Here is a 16,627-nt window from a genome sequence, read left to right on the forward strand (position 1 = left end):
TCAAGCCGGCGAACATCCTGGTCACGCCCGCGTCGACCGGGGCCGACGAGTTCGTGTACGTCGCGGACTTCGGCATCGCCCGCTCGTTCCTCAGCGGCTCCACCTCGCTCACCGCGACGGGCGCCACGGTCGGATCGGTCGACTACATGGCCCCGGAACGGTTCGCGTCGGGGCTGGGGGACCGGCGCGTCGACGTCTACTCGCTCGGTTGCGTGCTGTTCGAGGCCCTCACCGGGCGCAGGCCGTTTGAGGCGACCGGCCTGCCCGCGATCATCAACGCCCACCTGAACGTCCCGCCGCCGCGGCCCTCGGAGCTGGTCACGGGCCTGCCGACGGGTTTCGACGCGGTCATTGCCCGCGCGCTGGCGAAGGACCCGGCCGACCGGTTCGCCACCGCGGGCGAGCTCGCCGCCGCGGCCCGGGCGGCGGCCGGGGACCTCCGGTTCACGGGTCCGACGGTCGCGGGGAACTCCCCGCACACCGCCCCGACGGTCGCGGCGTACTCCACCGGCCCGACGGTCGCCCACGCCCCGCACACCGGCCCGACCGTGGCGTCCGCGCCCGCCGGGTCCTGGCAGCCCGCCTACGGTCCACCGGGCGGGAACGTGCCCGGCGGCCCGCCGTACCCGCCCGGCCCGGTGCCGCCCTGGCCGAACCGGGGCACCGGCCCTGCGACGGTCGTCGGCCCGCCGCGCAGGCGGTCTGCCGGCGTGCTGGTCGCCCTCGCCGCAGTCGTCGCGGCGTTGACCCTGCTCACCACCGCGGTCGTCGTGTTCGGCAACCCGCTGGCTGCCGACGCGTCGACCGTGCGCCGCGATCCGGTCCTCACCCCGGGCGACAACCCGTTCATGCCGGCGGTCGGGCGCGACCGCCCCGGCGTGGTCGCGCCTGCCGGTGTCGGGCGCACCGTCGACGGCGCGACCGTCGGGCTCTACGGCGGCACCCGCAACGACGCCGTCTGCGACCCGGCGCAGCTCGTCGCGTTCCTCGAATCCGATCCCGCCAAGGCCGCCGCCTGGGCGCAGGTGCAGCGGATCGCCCCTTCGGAGATCCGGGGCTACGTCGCCGGGCTCACCCCGGTGATACTCCGGTCGGACACGGCCGTCACCAACCACGGCTTCGCAGGCGGCCGGGCGACCGTCGTCCCGGCCGTGCTGCAGGCGGGCACCGCGGTGCTCGTCGACCGCTACGGCGTGCCGCGGGCCCGCTGCGCCTGCGGCAACCCGCTCACGCCCGCGAACCTGCCGTCGACCCCGACGTACACCGGTCCGTCCTGGTCGGGGTTCTCGAGCACACAGATCACGACGATCGTGTCCAGCACCACCGTGATCGTCGACTTCACCCTCGTCGATCCCTCGACGCAGGAGGCGTTCACCCGCCCAGCGGGCAGCGGCGGCGACCAGGACGGGGCGCAGCAGCCGCAGCAGACACCCCTGCCGACGCAGGCACCGCTGCCGACGTTGCCGACGCTGCCACCGCTACCGACCCAGCCGCCACCTCTGCAGGAGACGCGGACCCCGCTGTACTACCTCGCGTCCAGCACGAATGCGGCCGGGGCGTCGGGCAGCCGGGCCGACCCGTCGGTCACCGGCGTGGCGGGGGAGTCGAACACGAGCTTCTGGGTGGGTTGCGACGGCGCCCCCGCCCAGACGGTCTTCCAGCTGTCCGGCGGCTACTCCCGGGTCGACGGACGGATCGCCCTGGCGTACTTCACCCCCTCCGACCTGACGATCGCCGTGCAGCTGCTCGGCGACGGGGTGGTCCTCGACTCGGTGTCGCTCACGGCGGGCCGGACCTACGACTTCTCCCTGGCCACCGCGGGTGTCCAGTCGTTCACCGTGGCCGCGCAGGCCGTGTCGGGGACCTGCACGCCGGCCCCAGTGGGCTACGGCGTGCTGGCGGACGCCGCGGCCGTCACCTAGCCGGGTCGGGGGCGCGGCCGTAGGTGAGGCGGCGCAGCAGCACCTCGGCGGGTCCCCGCAGCCCGGCCCTGCTCGACGCCACCGAGCCGAGCACCGTCGCGACCCACACCCCGGCCGCGAGGGCGGAGGCCGCCGGCAGGCTGATCGTCGCACCGAGCCCACCCGCGAACGGGGCGAGCAGCGCCACGAACACGACGGACTGGGCCAGGTAGCAGGTCAGCGACCGCTGGCCGCACGCCCGCAGCGCCGCGACGACGTTGCCCGCGTGGGCGGCGAGGAGCATGGCCAGCGCGAGGTAGCCGACGGCCGCGGCAAAGCCGGCGAGGGTGTGCGCCACGCCGGCGGCGACCGCGAGCCCCGTGCCCGGGGCCGTCCACCATCCGGCGGTCATCAGCGCGAGCGGCAGCCCGCCGACGACACCGACGGCCACGCCGATCACCGCCACCCGCCCCTGCAGCGCGCGGTCCGTGGCCGACGCGTCGAGCCGGTTCGCCCACCACGCCCCCGCGGCGACCGCGGCCAGCACCGCGATCGCCTGCCCGAACAGCCCGGTGCTCAGCCACTCGCCCGCCCGCAACCCGAGCGCGGTGACGGCGTCCGGCTCGGCGCGCGACGGGAACGGCACCGAGTCGGTGGACCGCGGGAGCCCGGACCCCGCGCCGAGGACCGCGGCGAGCAGCAACCCCGTCACCGTCGCGTAGCCCAGGACGAACCCGGACCGCAACGCGATCGGCACCGCCAGGACCACGGCGAGCAGCCCGTACGCACCGACGATGTCGCCGGAGAACAGCAGGATCCCGTGGAGGGCGCCGATCAGCAGCAGCGCGGCGCCGCGCCGGGCGAGCAGCCCGGCCGTCACGACCGGCCCGTCCTCCTCGCTCCGCCGCGCCAGCCGGGCCAGGCCGTATCCCACGAGCAGCCCGAAGAGCGGGTAGACCCGCCCGTCGACCAGGAGCATCTGCGTGAACGTCACCACCTGGTCGGCGGTGTCCTGCGGCAGGGGGTAGGAGCGGAGCCCGAACGGGCGGTCGTAGAGGAAGCCGTGGACGTTGGCCACGGCGATCAGCAGGAGCATCGCGCCGCGGGCGACGTCTGGCCAGGGGGCACGTGCGGACAGCGGGGTCGCCGCGCGTGACCGGGTTGGTTCCGTGCCGGGCACGCGCGACAGGGTGGCACAATCCTGCGGGTGACCGCCGCAGCGACCCTGAGCCGCCTCGAGTCGGCCGATGCCGTCGAGCTGGCACGTGCCGGGGCCGTCGAGGACGCCGTGCTGGACCTCGGGTCCGCGGGCGAGCGCGCGGTCGGCGAGCACCTGGAGGCCGTCGCCGAGGAGGGCGGCGGCGTCACCCACTTCTTCGCCGCGCGGCAGGGCGGCTACCGCGGCTGGCGGTGGTCGGTCACGCTGGCCTGCGCGGACGAGGAGTCTGCTGTCACGGTGAGCGAGGTCGTGCTGCTTCCGGGCGCCGATGCGCTGGTCGCGCCCCCGTGGGTGCCGTGGCAGGAGCGGATCCGCCCCGGCGATCTCGGGGTGGGCGACCTGCTGCCCACCACGCCGGACGACGACCGGCTGGTGCCGGCGTACGTGGCGTCGGACGATCCGGCGGTCGAGGAGGTCGCCCGCGAGGTGGGCCTCGGCCGGGTCACGGTGCTGAGCCGGTCGGGCCGCGAGGACGCCGCCCGTCGCTGGGAGCGCGGCCCGCGCGGTCCGGGTTCGGACATGGCCCGCGCCGCCCCGGGCGCCTGCGGCACCTGCGGGTTCTTCCTGCCGCTCGCCGGCTCGCTGCGGGGCGCCTTCGGTGCGTGCGGCAACGAGTTCGCGCCCGCGGACGGCGCGGTCGTGGCGGTGGCCTACGGGTGCGGCGCGCACTCGTCGGTGGTGGTCGAGGCGTCGTCGCCGGTCGCGGTGGCCGAGCTCGTCTACGACGACGGCGTCGACCTGGAGACCCGCTGAGCGACCCGTTCGGCACGGCGGCCCTGCGGGCAGCGGTGCGCGACGCGTGGGCCGCGTCGCCCACCCGGTTCCGCGAGGACGCCAACGCCGAGGAGGACCTGCGTCTCGGCGGGTACGCGCGCTCGTGGCTGGTCGAGCTGGCGCAGAACGCGGCGGACGCCGCCCGGGCGGCCGGGGTGGCGGGACGGCTGCGCGTGGCCGTCGAGGACGGCGAGCTGCGGGTCGCGAACACCGGTGCGCCGCTGGACGCGCCGGGCGTGGCGGCGCTCGCGTCGCTGCGGGCGTCGGCGAAACGGGACGGCCGGTCGGTCGGGCGGTTTGGCGTCGGGTTCGCGGCGGTACTGGCGCTGTCGGACGCGCCGCGGGTGGTGAGCGGCACGGGCGGGGTGGCGTTCTCGGCCGAGCGCACGGCGCGGGCGGTCCGCGGACTCGCGGGAGCCGCGGCGGAGCTGGAGCGTCGCGACGGGCAGCTGCCCGTCCTGCGGCTGGTGTGGCCGGTCGGGGACGACGAACCGCCGATCCCGGACGGCTACGACACCGAGGTGCGGCTGCCGCTGCGCCCCGGAACCGACCCCGCGGCCCTGCTCACCGAGGCGGGCGCGGATGCGGCGGCGTTGCTGCTCGCGTTGCCCGACCTGGCCGAGATCACCGTCGGGGGTGCGGTCCTGCGCCGGGAGGACGGCCCCGCCGCCCGGGTGACGACGGCGTGGCTCGTCACGGACGGGCGGCGGGAGGCGTGGCTCCTGGCCCGTGCGTCGGGGGAGCTGGACGCGGGCGAGATCGCGGCGCTCGCCGTCGAGCAGCGGGGCTTCGCGGCGTGGTCGGTGTGCTGGGCGCTGCCGGTGGACGCCGACGGCCGGCCCGAACCCGCCACTCGGCCTGATGAGATGCGCAACTCGCGGCGGTGGGATGCGCAACTCGCGGGGGGCCCGGGGGTGGGGGCCGGGGATGGCGTCGTCGCGGGGATTACCGGCGATGGCGTCCTGGCCGGGGGCGCGGCCGGGGAGGTCCTGCACGCGCCCACGGCCACCGCGGAGCGCCTGAGCCTGCCGGCCCGGCTGATCGCGACCGTCCCGCTCGACCCGGACCGTCGCCACGTCCGTCCCGGCCCCGCGACGGAGCGGGTGCTCGCCGCCGCGGCGGCCGCGTACGTCCACCTGGTCGCGGCGCTCGCCCCCGCGGACCGGCTCGCGCTGGTCCCGGCGGCGGGCTTCCCGCGCTCGGAGGTCGACGGGCGGTTGCGCGAGCTGGTCCTCGCGGCGCTCACCGGCGCCGACTGGCTGCCCGGCGCGGACGGCACGGATGTGGCGCCGTCGCGCGCGGAGTGGCTCGACCTGCCCGGCGAGGATCTCCCGGGCCTGCTCGCGGAGTCGGGGGCGTTCCCCGGCCTGCTCGCGGTCCCGCAGCGTCCGCCCACCGCACTCGGGATCGCCCGGCTCGGGCCGGCGGCGATGGCCGACCGCCTGATCGGCGTGGAGATGGCGCCGTCGTGGTGGCGCGCGGTCTACGCCGCCCTTGCCCCGGCCGTGGACGCCGTTCCGGGGCTCGCCGAGGAGCTCGGCGCGCTGCCCGTCCCGCTGCTCGGCGGAAGATCACCAGGAATGGGGCAGGAGCGCCGGATGCGGGGCCCACGTCACACTCCCGGTGATCTCCGGACGGTTCCGGGACCCGCGGCTGTGCTCCTCACGGTCCGCTCACCGGCGGTCGAGGCGGTCGCCGGGCTCCAGCTGACCGGCCTGCACCTCGCCCATCCCGACGCCGGGCACCCGCTCCTGGAGCGGCTCGGCGCCCGCCCTGCCGACGCGGCCGTGGTGCTCGCGCACCGCGCCGTGCGGGCAGCGGTGGAGCGGTCCGTGGACGACGCGGACGCTGGCCTCGACACGGCGCCGCTCGCCGCCGCCGTCCTCGCGCTGCTCTCCGAGACAGGGTCGGACGCGGCGCCGCCGTGGATCGGCGCCCTCGCCCTCCCCGAGGACGGCGGGGGCGTGCGCCGGGCGGACGAGCTGCTGTTCCCGGACGCCGCGCTGCGGCCGCTGCTCGCTCCCGACGCCCCGCTCGGGGTCCTGGGCGAGGTCGGGGCGCCGCGCGAGGTGCTCGCCGCGGCCGGCGTGGTGGACGGGTTCGTGGTGCTGCTTGACGACACCCCCACCGCTCCGGACCACGACCTCGACGACGAGGAACGGTGGTGGGACGACCGCGACGTCCCGCCGTCGCGGCTGCGGGCCGTCCGCGACCTGGACCTCGTCGCGGCCGGCGCCTGGAGCGACGCCCTGGCCCTGCTCGCCGCGGATCCCGGCACGCGGGCGGCCGTGCTCGAACCGGGCGGTTACACCGGCTGGTGGCTCGCGCGGCACGCCCGGCCGGGCGGGCGGCGGCCGTCGCACTGGCGGCTGCCGTCGGCGACGGGGATCGCCGCGCTCTACGACGCGGTCCCGCTCGCGGCGGGCCGCCCTGCCGCCGCGCCCGCCGACCCTGCCGGGCCCGCGCAACGAGCGGCGCGTTCGTCCGACTCAGTTGGACGAGCGGCCCGTTCGTCCGTGGGGGCCGGGGCCACCGTGGGGGTGGAGGCCGGGGGCGCCCAGGACGGGGCCTTCCTCACCGCGATCGGTGTCCGCGCCGATCTCACCGTCGCCGAACCCCATGCCGCCGCGGACCTCCTCGCCCGCCTCGCCGATCCCGCGCGGCACCCCGATCCGGCGCTCGCCGCGCAGGCCCATGCCGCCCTCGCCGCTGCAGTGGCCGACGGCCGGGTGGACCCGGTCGACCTCGACCCGCCGGACCGGGTCCGCGCCCTGGACGGCACGGTCGCCGCCGTCGATCTCGCGGTCGTCCTGGACCACCCCTGGCTCGCCGCGGTCCTCCCGCCGGGGGAGACGGTCGCGGGCGGCGAGCCGGAGGACCTCGCCGCGCTGCTGGACCTGCCCCTCGCCTCGGAGGTCGTCGCCGCCACGGTCGAGGGCACGGGCGAGCGCCGGCGCTGGGCCGAGATCCCCGAGATCGTGCTCGCCTGCGCGGCGCTGCACACCGCCGTCCCCGAGGGGGAGCTGACGGTGCACGAGACGCTCTCGGTGAGGGTCACGCGGCCGGTCGTGGGGCGCCGCACCGTCCTCGCCTGGTGTGACGGTGATCACTGGCATGCATCGGACCCGCTGCGTGCCCTGGTCGGCTTGCTCGCGGCGGCGCCGCCGGGCACCCGTTGATCCCGGCTCGCGGGGTGACCGTCGGGGTCGCGTGCTAGGAAGGGGCGTGTCCTTCGCCAGTGTCGCCGGCGCAGCCAGTGCCTCCGCGCCTCGCCGCGTGTGCGTGCTCTCGGTGCATACGTCGCCGCTGGAGCAGCCGGGCACGGGCGACGCGGGCGGGATGAACGTCTACATCGTCCAGACGGCGCTGCGGATGGCCGCCCGCGGCGTGGACGTGGAGATCTTCACGCGGGCCACGTCGTCAGGGCACGACCCGGTGGTCGAGCTGGCGCCGCGCGTGCTGGTGCGCCACGTCGAGGCGGGGCCGTACGAGGGCCTGTGCAAGGACGACCTGCCCGGGCAGCTGTGCGCGTTCACCGCGGGAGTGCTGCGCACGGAGGCGCAGTACCCGCCGGGGCACTACGACGTCGTGCACTCCCACTACTGGCTCTCGGGCCAGGTCGGCTGGCTGGCGCGGGACCGGTGGGGAGTGCCGCTGGTGCACACCGCCCACACGCTGGCGCGGGTGAAGAACGCGGCGCTGGCGGACGGGGATCCGCCGGAGCCGATGGTGCGCGTGATCGGCGAGGACCAGGTGGTCGCGGAGGCGGACCGGCTCGTCGCGAACACCGAGGCCGAGACGCACCAGCTCGGGGAGCTGTACGGGGCCGATCCGACGCGCACGGTCGCGATCCCGCCGGGGGTCGATCTCGCACAGTTCACGCCGGGGGACCGGGTGCTCGCCCGCGACGCGCTCGGCATCGCGCCGGACGCGCAGGTGCTCGCGTTCGTGGGTCGCATCCAGCCGTTGAAGGCTCCGGACGTGCTGCTCCGGGCGGCCGCGGAGCTGCTGGCCCGGGATCCTGCATTGCGGCAGCGGCTGGTCGTGCTGGTCGCGGGCGGGCCGTCGGGCAGCGGGCTGGCCGAGCCCGCTGCGCTGCAGCTGCTCGCCCGCTCGCTGGGCATCGACGACGTGGTGCGCTACCTGCCGCCGGTGTCGGGCGCGAGGCTCGCGGGCGTCTTCCGGGCCACCGACGTCGTGGCGGTGCCGAGCCACAACGAGTCCTTCGGGCTGGTGGCGCTGGAGGCCCAGGCGTGCGGCACCCCCGTGGTGGCGGCGCGGGTCGGCGGCCTGCCGGTCGCGGTGGCGGACGGACGCTCCGGCCTGCTCGTGCCGGGGCACGAACCAGCGGCGTGGGCGGACGCGCTGGCGGAGGCGGTGCGGCGGCGCGCCGAGCTGGCGCCGGGTGCGGTGGCGCACGCGCAGCGGTTCTCCTGGGAGCGCACCACGGACGCGCTGCTCACCACGTACGCGGACGCGGCGGCGGAGTTCGCGGCGCGGCGGATGCCGGTGATGACGTGACCGAGCTGGACACCACGATCGGAGACGCCCTCGCCGCGCTCGAGGTCGACCACGTCCACCCGGAACCCGGCCAGTTCCTCGTCACGCTTCCGGGGACGAACCGGCTCCAGACCCACTGTTGGCTGGTGGTGCGCGACCACGCCCTCTTCGTGCAGGCGTTCGTGTGCCGCCGCCCGGACGAGGAGCACGAGGCCGTCTACCGCTTCCTGCTGCAGCGCAACGCCCGTCTCTACGGAGTGCACTACGCGCTGGACCGCATCGGCGACATCCACCTCATCGGGCGCATCGCGCGGCACGCGGTCAACCGGGACGAGCTGGACCGCGTGCTCGGCCAGGTCCTGGAGGCCGCGGACGGCGACTTCAACACGCTGCTGGAGCTGGGCTTCGCCTCGTCGATCCGGCGGGAGTACGCCTGGCGCATCGAGCGCGGGGAGTCGATCGCCAACCTCCGAGCCTTCGAGCACCTCTTCTCGTAATCATTCCGTGATCTGACACGGCCAACCTGCCGCCCATCCCGCTCCGTCCTGGTCGCAAGGGACGGACGAGGAGGCCGAGGGTGGGACTGCGACAGGTGTGGGGGCGCCGCTGGGTGCGGCGGAGCGCGGCGATCGCGGGTGCGGCGGCGGTGCTGATCGCCGGGGCGGCCGTGGTGGTGCAGAACAGCGAGGCCGGCGGACGCGCGGGGGGGGAGCGCCGAGTACGCCACCGCCCCCGCGGTGCCGTCGCCGGGGGGTTTCGGTGCGCCGGTGACGTCGGAAGCGGCCGGGGACGCGGCCCGCAGCGCCGCCCCGGACGTCTCGACGGTGCCGCCGGCGGGCGTGCCCGTCGGGACGGTCGACCGGACCCTGATCCGGACGGCGCAGGTGTCGCTGGAGGTCGCCGACCCGGCGGCATCCGGTCGCCAGGTGCGCACGGCCGTCGCGGCCGCGGGTGGGTTCGTCACGGAGGAGTCGACGGCGACCAAGCGGGCGACGCTGGTCGTGCGGGTCCCGGCGGCCGCCCTCGACCGGCTGCTCGACGACGTCGCCACCCTGGGAACCGTCACCGAGCGTGGCGGGCAGACCGTGGACGCCACCGAGGAGGTCGTCGACCTGGACGCGCGCGTGGCGAGCCAGCAGGCCAGCGTCGCGCGGGTGCGGGCGCTGCTCGCGCGGGCCGAGTCGATCGGTGACATCGTGGCGATCGAGTCGGAGCTCGCGCGCCGCGAGGCCGAGCTGGACTCGCTCACGTCCCGGCTGGCGGCCCTGCGCGGCCAGGCGGCGCTCTCCACGCTCACCGTCACGCTGCGTCAGGTGGGCGACGAGACCGACGAGGACGACCGTGCCTTCGGCTTCCTCGACGGCCTCGGCGCCGGCTGGGACGGGCTGAAGGCGTTCGGGCTGGCGGTGGCGGTGGTCGTCGGGTTCCTGCTGCCGTTCGTGCCGGTGGTGGCGGTGATCGCCGGGATCGGGTGGCTCGTGCGGCGGGGGATCCGCTCCCGGCGTACCCCGGCCGCGACGCCGCCGGCGGGCTGAACCTCCCGGTTCGCGTGGTCCGCCCCCGCCCCGGTCGCCTGTGGGCTGCCGGGCCGGGGCCGGCCCCGCTCCGGTTCGCGCGAACGGCACGTACGGGAAGACCTATTTCCCGTACGTGCCGTTCGCTCGGGGCTGCGGGGGCTGCGGGGGCTGCGGGGGCTGCCGGGGGCTGCGGGGGGCTGCGGGGGCTGCGGGGTTTCCCCGATACTCGTCCGCCCCGCCCCTGCCTAGCGTCGGCCACCTCGGACGGGAGGTGGCCGGATGCGGACGTCGCTGCTCGTGGCCGTGCTGGCCGCGCTTCTGCTGGCGGGCTGCGGCGGGGTCGGAACACCGGCGCAACCACCGGCGCAGCCACCGACGGCGGACGCGTTCGCAGGCGTCCCCGCCACGGGCCCGGACGGACCGCCCGGGTTCGTCGGCCGCGACGCCGCCGGGGTCGGCCTGGCGGTCCGCCTGACGGGTCCGCAGACCGCCGTCGCCTATCTCTGCGACGGGGCCGGGACGGGGCGCTGGTACACCGGTCCGGTCGCCGCCGACGGCACGCTGCGGCTCACCGCCGCGGACGGGGAGGTGCTCACCGCCGCTCCGGCAGGTGCGGGTCTCACCGGCACCCACGGCGACGGGGTGGCGTTCACGCTCGAACCCGCGCAGCCCGGGTCGGGGCTGTTCCGCCAGACCCTCGCCGGCACGTCGTTCGTCGCCGGATGGGTCGTCGGCAACGACGGCTCGGTACTCGGCCGGGCCAAGGACGACGGCGGCGGCGTCGTCACCGTCTCGTCGCCCGGTGACGACGAGCCCGCCGCCGACACCGGTGAGGCCGTCACCGGTTCCGGTGGGGCGCCGGAGCCGGCTGTGCGCCGGGTCCGTTGCGGGCTGCTGAACTTCCGGATCGGCTTCAACGAGGGTCAGTTCCAGTCCGCGGAGCCCGGCAGCCAGGCGGAGGCGGACGCCCGCGGCGATCGGGACCGGCTGGTCAAACGCAACACCGATCTGGGCTGCGGTGACTTCGCCGCCGGGCCCACGTCCTGACCCGGGAGGCCACCTGTGCGCCGATCGATCCGTGCCCTCGCCGCGTTTCTCGCCGGCGCCGCGCTGCTCGCCGCGGGGTGCGCCGCGGCGCCGCCCGCCCCGGCGCCGCCCCCGTCCGCCGACGTGCTGCTGGCTGCGCTCCCCGGGCCGGAGGCCGAACCGCTGCCCGGGTTCGTCGGCACCGATGTCGCCGGTGTGCCGTTGGCCGTCGTCGAGGTGGCCGGCGGGGCGGTCGCCTACCTGTGCGACGGCGCCGGGGTCGGGAAGTGGTTCACCGGCTCGGTCGACGGTGGCCGCTTCGCCCTGGCGGCGCGCGACGGCACCACCCTCGTGGCGACCGTCGAGGGCGCGACGCTGCGCGGCGAGCTCGGCGGCGTGGCGTTCGCGTTGCCGTCGAGCACGCGGGGCGGGCTGCTGCGCTCGACGTTCCCGCTGGACGGCACGACGTTCGCGGCCGGCTGGATCGTCGGCGACGACGGCGCGGTGCACGGCCGGACCGTCGACGAGAGCGGCAAGGGCGTCGGCGTGGCGAGCGCGGCCGACGACGCGCCGGGGAACACGCAGGACGTGAGCGTCTCGGGCCCGCCGGACGGTGAGCCCGTCCCGACCGGACTGCTGGGCAACGCCCAGTGCGGGATCCTGCTGACCCGGCTCGTGTTCAACCAGCGGCAGGGCCGCGAGGCGCAGGCCGCCGGCGACCAGGAGGCGCTCGACGACGCGCTGGCCGACATCGACGTGATCAAGGCGAAGCAGCGGCGGGCCGGCTGCGAGGTGTGAGCTGTGGGAGCACCCATACGGGCTACCGGGCGGTCACTAGCATCTGGACGACCCACGCCGACACGCAAGGGAGCGCCGCCATGCCGATCCGTAGCCCGTACCCCGACGTCGAGATCCCCGAGGTGTCGCTGCACGACTTCCTGTTCGGCGACTTCGGCGACCGGGCGGACGCCCCTGCGTTCGTCGACGGTGGCTCCGGTGCGTCGATCACGTTCGCGGAGCTCGCGGGCATGGTGGGCAAGCTCGCCGCGGCGCTGCACGAGCGCGGGATCGGCGACGGCGACGTCGTGGCGATCTTCTCGCCGAACACGCCGTACTACCCGGTGGTCTTCCACGGCATCCTCCGCGCCAACGCCGTCGTCACCAGCGCGAACTCGCTGTACTCACCGGCCGAGCTCGCCCACCAGCTGCGGAACTCCCGCGCCAAGATGATCTTCACGATCTCGCTGTTCCTCGACCGTGCCCGGGTGGCGGCGCAGGAGGTCGGGATCCCCGACGAGGCCGTCGTCGTCCTCGACGGGGCCGACGGCTTCGCCTCGCTGCGCGACCTGCTCGCCACCTCCGCCGAACCGCCCGCGCACAACCGCATGCCGGCCGACACCGCCGTGCTGCCGTACTCGTCCGGCACGACCGGGCTGGCCAAGGGCGTGATCCTCACCCACCGCAACCTGGTGGCGAACCTGTGCCAGATCGATCCGGTGTTCCGGGGCGACCACACCACGAAGATCCTCGCGGTGCTGCCGTTCTTCCACATCTACGGCATGACCGTGATGATGAACGCCGGCATCCACCAGCGGCAGACGGTCGTCACGATGCCGAAGTTCGACCTCCCCGAGTTCCTGCGGGTGGTCTCGGAGTACCAGGTCCAGCGCGTGTACATCGCCCCGCCCGTGGCGGTGGCGCTGGCCAAGCACCCCATCGTCGACCAGTACGACCTGTCCTGCGTCGACGTCATCTTCTCCGGAGCCGCGCCCCTGGACGCTGAGCTCGGCCACGCCGTCGCCAAGCGCCTGGGCTGCGAGGTGCTGCAGGGCTACGGAATGACGGAGATGAGCCCCGTCAGCCACTGCATCCCGGACGGCCGCACCGACATCGACCTGAACAGCGTCGGCTACGCCATCGCGAACATGGAGTGCAAGCTGGTCGACCCCGACACCGGCGAGGAGGTCGGCCCCGGCGGGCGCGGGGAGCTGTGGTGCAAGGGCCCGAACATCATGGCCGGCTACCTCGACAACCCCGAGGCCACCGCCGCCACGCTCGACGCGGACGGCTACCTGCACACCGGCGACGTCGCGACGGTCACCGACGAGGGCGTGTTCGCGATCGTTGACCGGGTCAAGGAGCTGATCAAGTACAAGGGCTACCAGGTGCCGCCCGCCGAGCTGGAGGCGTTGCTGCTCACCCACGACCGGATCGCGGACGTCGCCGTCATCGGGGTGCGCGACGACGAGGGCGAGGAGGTGCCGAAGGCGTTCGTCGTGCTCCAGGAGGGGGCGTCGCTGTCCGCGGACGACGTCATGGACTTCGTCTCCGAGCGGATCGCACCGCACAAGAAGGTGCGGGTCGTGGAGTTCATCGAGGCGATCCCGAAGTCGGCGTCGGGGAAGATCCTGCGCAAGGACCTGCGCGCCCGGGAGGCGGCGAAGTCCTGATCGGCTCGATGCGGTGCCGACCAGCGGAGACGTCGGTCGGCACCGCACCCGTCGCCGGTGGCGATCCACCCGCCGCTGCTCGACGCCGCGCGTGGGGCTGTCCGGCTACCCGCGCCGGCCGAGGGTCTCCACGGGAGTCGCGCCGGGGCGGGTCCACTGCGGCGCGGGGCGGCTGGTCGGGCCCCAGGTGGCGTTCCCGTCCGCGTCCGAGCACCAGTACCAGCACGAGTGACGCCCCTCGGGCCAGCCCTCGGGGTTGTCCTCCCACGCCTCGCCGCGCCCGTACGGCGTCATGTCGAGCAGGCCGAAGGATCCGGCGGCCGGCTCGTTGCCCCGGGCCGTCGTGGAGTAGGTGAGGAACGCGCGGTCGCCGTCGCGCAGGTAGCAGGTGATGGAACCCATGCTGTCGCCGACCGGAGCGGCCACGTCGCGCACCGAGTACCAGGGCTGGGTGTAGCCCATGAACTCGACGTAGGGAGCCACCTCGTCCCACCGGCCCTCGGTCAGGATGGCGAACGAGACGCCGCGGGCGTTGAGGTAGACGGCGTCCTTCAGGTTCCAGGCGTTGGTGGTGCAGCCCCCACACTGCCCCTGGTGCGGGGCGCCGTCGTGCCACATGTGCTTGTAGACCGCGAGCTCGTCACGGTCCTGGAACAGGTCCAGGAACGGGACCGGGCCGTCGGGTCCGACGACCTCGACCGTCCCGTCGAACTCCACCATCGGCAGCCGCCGGCGCACCGCGGCGATGGCGTCGCCCTCGCGCGTGTGGGCCTTCTCGCGGACCAGCAGCTCGTCACGGGCGGTCTGCCAGGTGGCCAGGTCGACGACGGGCGGGCGGCCGGGCAGCGCGGTGGTGGGGTCACTCGGCATGGTCGTCATGGTGTCCTCCGTGGAGTTCCCTGCCGGGAAGGGGCGTACGACACGAGAACAGACCCGATACCCGGCCGGAACTCATCGCGGGGGCCCCGGCCGGCCCGGACCCGCGCGGCCCGGACACGCGCGCCCCCCGACCCGCGCCCCCCGGACACGCGCGCCCCCCAGCCGGTCGCACATATCCCGTGGTGCTGGCACACACCGCCGGCGGTATGTGCGAGCGCTCCGGGGTGTGTGCGAACCGTCGAGCGTGTGTTCGAGCGCCGCACGGCTGCCTCGCCGTGGCCATCGCGGCGGACCGGGGCGGTCCTCCCGCAGCCACAGGAAGCCCCGGGCAGCGGCATCCGTCGCGGCTACGCGCGCGACCGACTACACCGGGAGCGACGTGCCGCGGGCAGACCCGGAACCGATGAGTTCGCGACCCGCGGCCCGTCCGACCCTCATGACCGATCTCGCACCCACGGACACGACGAATCTCGACGGCTACGGCAACGCCGCGCTGGGCTGGGACCGGGCCCGCGTCGCCATGGCGAAGCCCGGCGCCGAGTTCACGTTCTTCCTCGGCACCTGCCGGCCGGACGGCAGGCCGCACGCAGCGGGGGTCGGCGCCCAGTGGCTGGACGGCGACCTCTACTTCCCGAGCGGCCCCGGCACGCGCAAGTCGCGCGACCTCGCGGTCAACCCGGTCTGCACGCTGTCGGTCCATCTGCCGGGCATCGACCTGGTGCTCGACGGCTCCGCCGAGCGCGTGACCGACCCGGAGACCCTCGAACGCGTCGCGGCCGGCTACCGGGACGTCCACGGCTGGCCCGCCCAGGTCGACGGGGACGCGCTCACCGCCCCGTTCAGCGCTCCGAGCGCGGGTCCGCCGCCGTGGCACCTGTACCGCTTCACGTTCCACACCGCGGTGGGCGTCGCGGGCGCGGAGCCCTACGGCGCCACCCGCTGGCGTTTCCGGCGCTGATCAGGATTCCCCGGCCCGCGAGGGGGACGGGCGCTGCGGGCACGTGCAGGCGGTGATGCTCACGCACCGCGCCCGGACGACCTGGAGCAGCCCCTCCCGGATCCGTTCGAGGTCGGCCATGCGGTCCTCGATCTCGGCCAGCTTGGCGCGCGCCCGCTCCTGCAGCACGGGGGTCGGGTGCCGCCGTCCGGTGTCGAGCAGGTCGGCCACCTCGTCCAGGGTGAAGCCGAGCCGCTGCGCCGCCTTGACCGCCCGAAGCCGCGCGACGGCGTCCTCGCCGTACTCGCGGTACCCGCCCGTCGTCCGGCGCGGCTCGGGCAGCAGACCGCGGCGCTCGTAGTAGCGCAGCGTCTGGACGGTCATCCCGGCAGCCGCGGCCAGCTGACCCGACCTCACCGCGGGTACCCGGCCATCGCGGCCAGCCCGTCGAGCACGGCGGCCCGGCTCGGCGGTACCCGCACGTCCACGACCACGTCGCCGCCCTCGCGGTGCACGGTGAAGTCGAAGAACGCGCAGCAGCCGGCCTCCCGCGCGGTGAGCTCCGCGGCCCGCTCCGCCACCCCCGCCCCGTCCGCGAGGCGCAGCCGCAACCACTCCGGTTCGTACCGGTCGAGCCGCCGCAGGCCGCGGAAGAGGTCCGCGAACTCGTCCAGCCGAACCGGCCGCTCCGCCGCCGCCAACGTGCAGGCGTCCACCGGCACCCATCCCGGATCGCCCGCGCCGCTCCCGATGCCCTCCACCGTCGTCCTCCTCCGCGAGCCCGTCGACGAGGAGACCGTAAGCCCGTACCCGGGTACCGGGTTCAACATGGCGCTCGTCACATCTCGGGCCTCGGACGGCGCACGGCGTCGGTCCGGCATCCTCCGGGTGCCCCGACCCCGAGGAGCCCCCGTGCCCCGCATCGAGCCCGACGATCCGCCGGAAGCGACCGCCGCGGTCCTGCGCGAGCGCATCTACGGCGGCATCGCCTGCCTGAGCACCCTCCTGGTGCTCGCCCGCCACGTCGAGGACGTGGAGTCGGCGTGGACGGCGTTCGCCGACGTCGCGATCGCCACCGGGGCGCTGTACGCGGCGAGCCTGCTCGCGGACTACGTGGCGCACGTCGCGGCGCACGGGCAGGGCCCCCGCGGCGCGGACGCGGTGGCCGCGCTGCGGGCGTCCGGCCAGATCCTGCAGGCCTCCGCGGTGCCTCTGCTGCTGCTCGCCCTCGCCGGCGTGGGCATCATCGGGACGGCCGGGGCGTTGCGGGCCGGGGTGTGGGTGTCGGTCGTGACGCTGGGGCTGTTCGCGTTGCTCGCCGCGCGCCGCACCATGTTGCCGTGGTGGCAGCGGGCGGTGCTCGTCGCAGCGCTGCTGGGGCTGGGTGCGCTCGTCGTCGCGCTCAAGACGCTTGCCCACTGACC

Annotated in this window: 15 protein-coding genes; 11 read left to right on the plus strand and 4 right to left on the minus strand. The window is 75.6% G+C overall.

All coding sequences use genetic code 11. The features are described 5' to 3' along the window. Positions 1–1,922: DUF6777 domain-containing protein (locus tag AB7J25_RS04560; RefSeq protein ID WP_428505340.1), on the plus strand; the 1,922-nt coding region annotated here is incomplete at its 5' end. Here AB7J25_RS04560 and AB7J25_RS04565 read toward each other — a convergent pair. Further along, complete coding sequence (locus tag AB7J25_RS04565) at positions 1,915–3,081, minus strand: DUF418 domain-containing protein (protein WP_428505342.1); 1,167 nt, start codon at positions 3,079–3,081, stop codon at positions 1,915–1,917. The genes AB7J25_RS04560 and AB7J25_RS04565 overlap by 8 nt on opposite strands. A gap of 27 nt (positions 3,082–3,108) precedes the next feature. On the opposite strand from AB7J25_RS04565, the gene AB7J25_RS04570 reads away from it, so the two are divergent. The 8 genes from AB7J25_RS04570 (at position 3,109) to AB7J25_RS04605 (ending at position 13,387) form a co-directional block, all read left to right on the plus strand. Then, positions 3,109–3,873 (plus strand): DUF3027 domain-containing protein, encoded by a 765-nt coding sequence (locus AB7J25_RS04570; protein WP_428505344.1) that lies wholly within the window; start codon positions 3,109–3,111, stop codon positions 3,871–3,873. Positions 3,874–3,908: 35 nt separating this feature from the next. Further along, complete coding sequence (locus AB7J25_RS04575) at positions 3,909–7,073, plus strand: sacsin N-terminal ATP-binding-like domain-containing protein (RefSeq protein WP_428505346.1); 3,165 nt, start codon at positions 3,909–3,911, stop codon at positions 7,071–7,073. Positions 7,074–7,119: 46 nt separating this feature from the next. Beyond that, positions 7,120–8,415, plus strand: coding sequence for a D-inositol-3-phosphate glycosyltransferase (gene mshA / locus AB7J25_RS04580; RefSeq protein WP_428505348.1), 1,296 nt, complete (start codon positions 7,120–7,122; stop codon positions 8,413–8,415). Positions 8,416–8,432: 17 nt separating this feature from the next. Beyond that, positions 8,433–8,891 carry a YbjN domain-containing protein gene (locus AB7J25_RS04585; protein ID WP_428505529.1) on the plus strand — a complete coding sequence of 153 codons (459 nt, stop codon included), beginning with the start codon at positions 8,433–8,435 and terminating at the stop codon, positions 8,889–8,891. A 270-nt stretch (positions 8,892–9,161) separates the two neighbouring features. After that, complete coding sequence (locus tag AB7J25_RS04590; RefSeq protein WP_428505350.1) at positions 9,162–9,929, plus strand: DUF4349 domain-containing protein; 768 nt, start codon at positions 9,162–9,164, stop codon at positions 9,927–9,929. 261 nt (positions 9,930–10,190) lie between these two features. Beyond that, entirely contained in the window at positions 10,191–10,958 is a 768-nt protein-coding gene (locus AB7J25_RS04595; RefSeq protein WP_428505352.1) for a hypothetical protein, read from the plus strand. Between the two features lie 15 nt (positions 10,959–10,973). Beyond that, the gene (locus AB7J25_RS04600; RefSeq protein WP_428505354.1) at positions 10,974–11,735 is read left to right on the plus strand and encodes a hypothetical protein; all 762 of its coding nucleotides are present in this window, start codon (positions 10,974–10,976) and stop codon (positions 11,733–11,735) included. Positions 11,736–11,815: 80 nt separating this feature from the next. Beyond that, complete coding sequence (locus AB7J25_RS04605; protein WP_428505356.1) at positions 11,816–13,387, plus strand: AMP-binding protein; 1,572 nt, start codon at positions 11,816–11,818, stop codon at positions 13,385–13,387. Positions 13,388–13,492: 105 nt separating this feature from the next. On the opposite strand, the gene AB7J25_RS04610 is transcribed toward AB7J25_RS04605, so the two are convergent. Beyond that, positions 13,493–14,266: a DUF899 family protein gene (locus tag AB7J25_RS04610; RefSeq protein WP_428505358.1), complete on the minus strand. Its 774-nt coding sequence runs from the start codon at positions 14,264–14,266 to the stop codon at positions 13,493–13,495. Between the two features lie 403 nt (positions 14,267–14,669). Here AB7J25_RS04610 and AB7J25_RS04615 point away from each other — a divergent pair, with 403 nt between their 5' ends. Next, positions 14,670–15,224, plus strand: coding sequence for a pyridoxamine 5'-phosphate oxidase family protein (locus tag AB7J25_RS04615; RefSeq protein WP_428505360.1), 555 nt, complete (start codon positions 14,670–14,672; stop codon positions 15,222–15,224). Here the strand turns inward: AB7J25_RS04615 and AB7J25_RS04620 are convergent, their stop codons facing one another. Together AB7J25_RS04620 and AB7J25_RS04625 are read right to left on the minus strand one after the other, a co-directional pair. Further along, positions 15,225–15,620 (minus strand): MerR family transcriptional regulator, encoded by a 396-nt coding sequence (locus tag AB7J25_RS04620; RefSeq protein ID WP_428505362.1) that lies wholly within the window; start codon positions 15,618–15,620, stop codon positions 15,225–15,227. Then, complete coding sequence (locus tag AB7J25_RS04625) at positions 15,617–15,964, minus strand: hypothetical protein (protein WP_428505364.1); 348 nt, start codon at positions 15,962–15,964, stop codon at positions 15,617–15,619. The genes AB7J25_RS04620 and AB7J25_RS04625 overlap by 4 nt, the downstream gene beginning before the upstream one ends. 151 nt (positions 15,965–16,115) lie before the next feature. Between AB7J25_RS04625 and AB7J25_RS04630 the strand changes: the two genes are divergently transcribed. Continuing rightward, a complete protein-coding gene (locus tag AB7J25_RS04630) occupies positions 16,116–16,625 on the plus strand; it encodes a hypothetical protein (RefSeq protein ID WP_428505366.1) in 510 nt (169 codons plus the stop codon). Positions 16,626–16,627 lie beyond the last annotated feature (2 nt).

It is taken from the genome of Pseudonocardia sp. (genome assembly GCF_050246655.1).
GTDB lineage: Bacteria > Actinomycetota > Actinomycetes > Mycobacteriales > Pseudonocardiaceae > Pseudonocardia.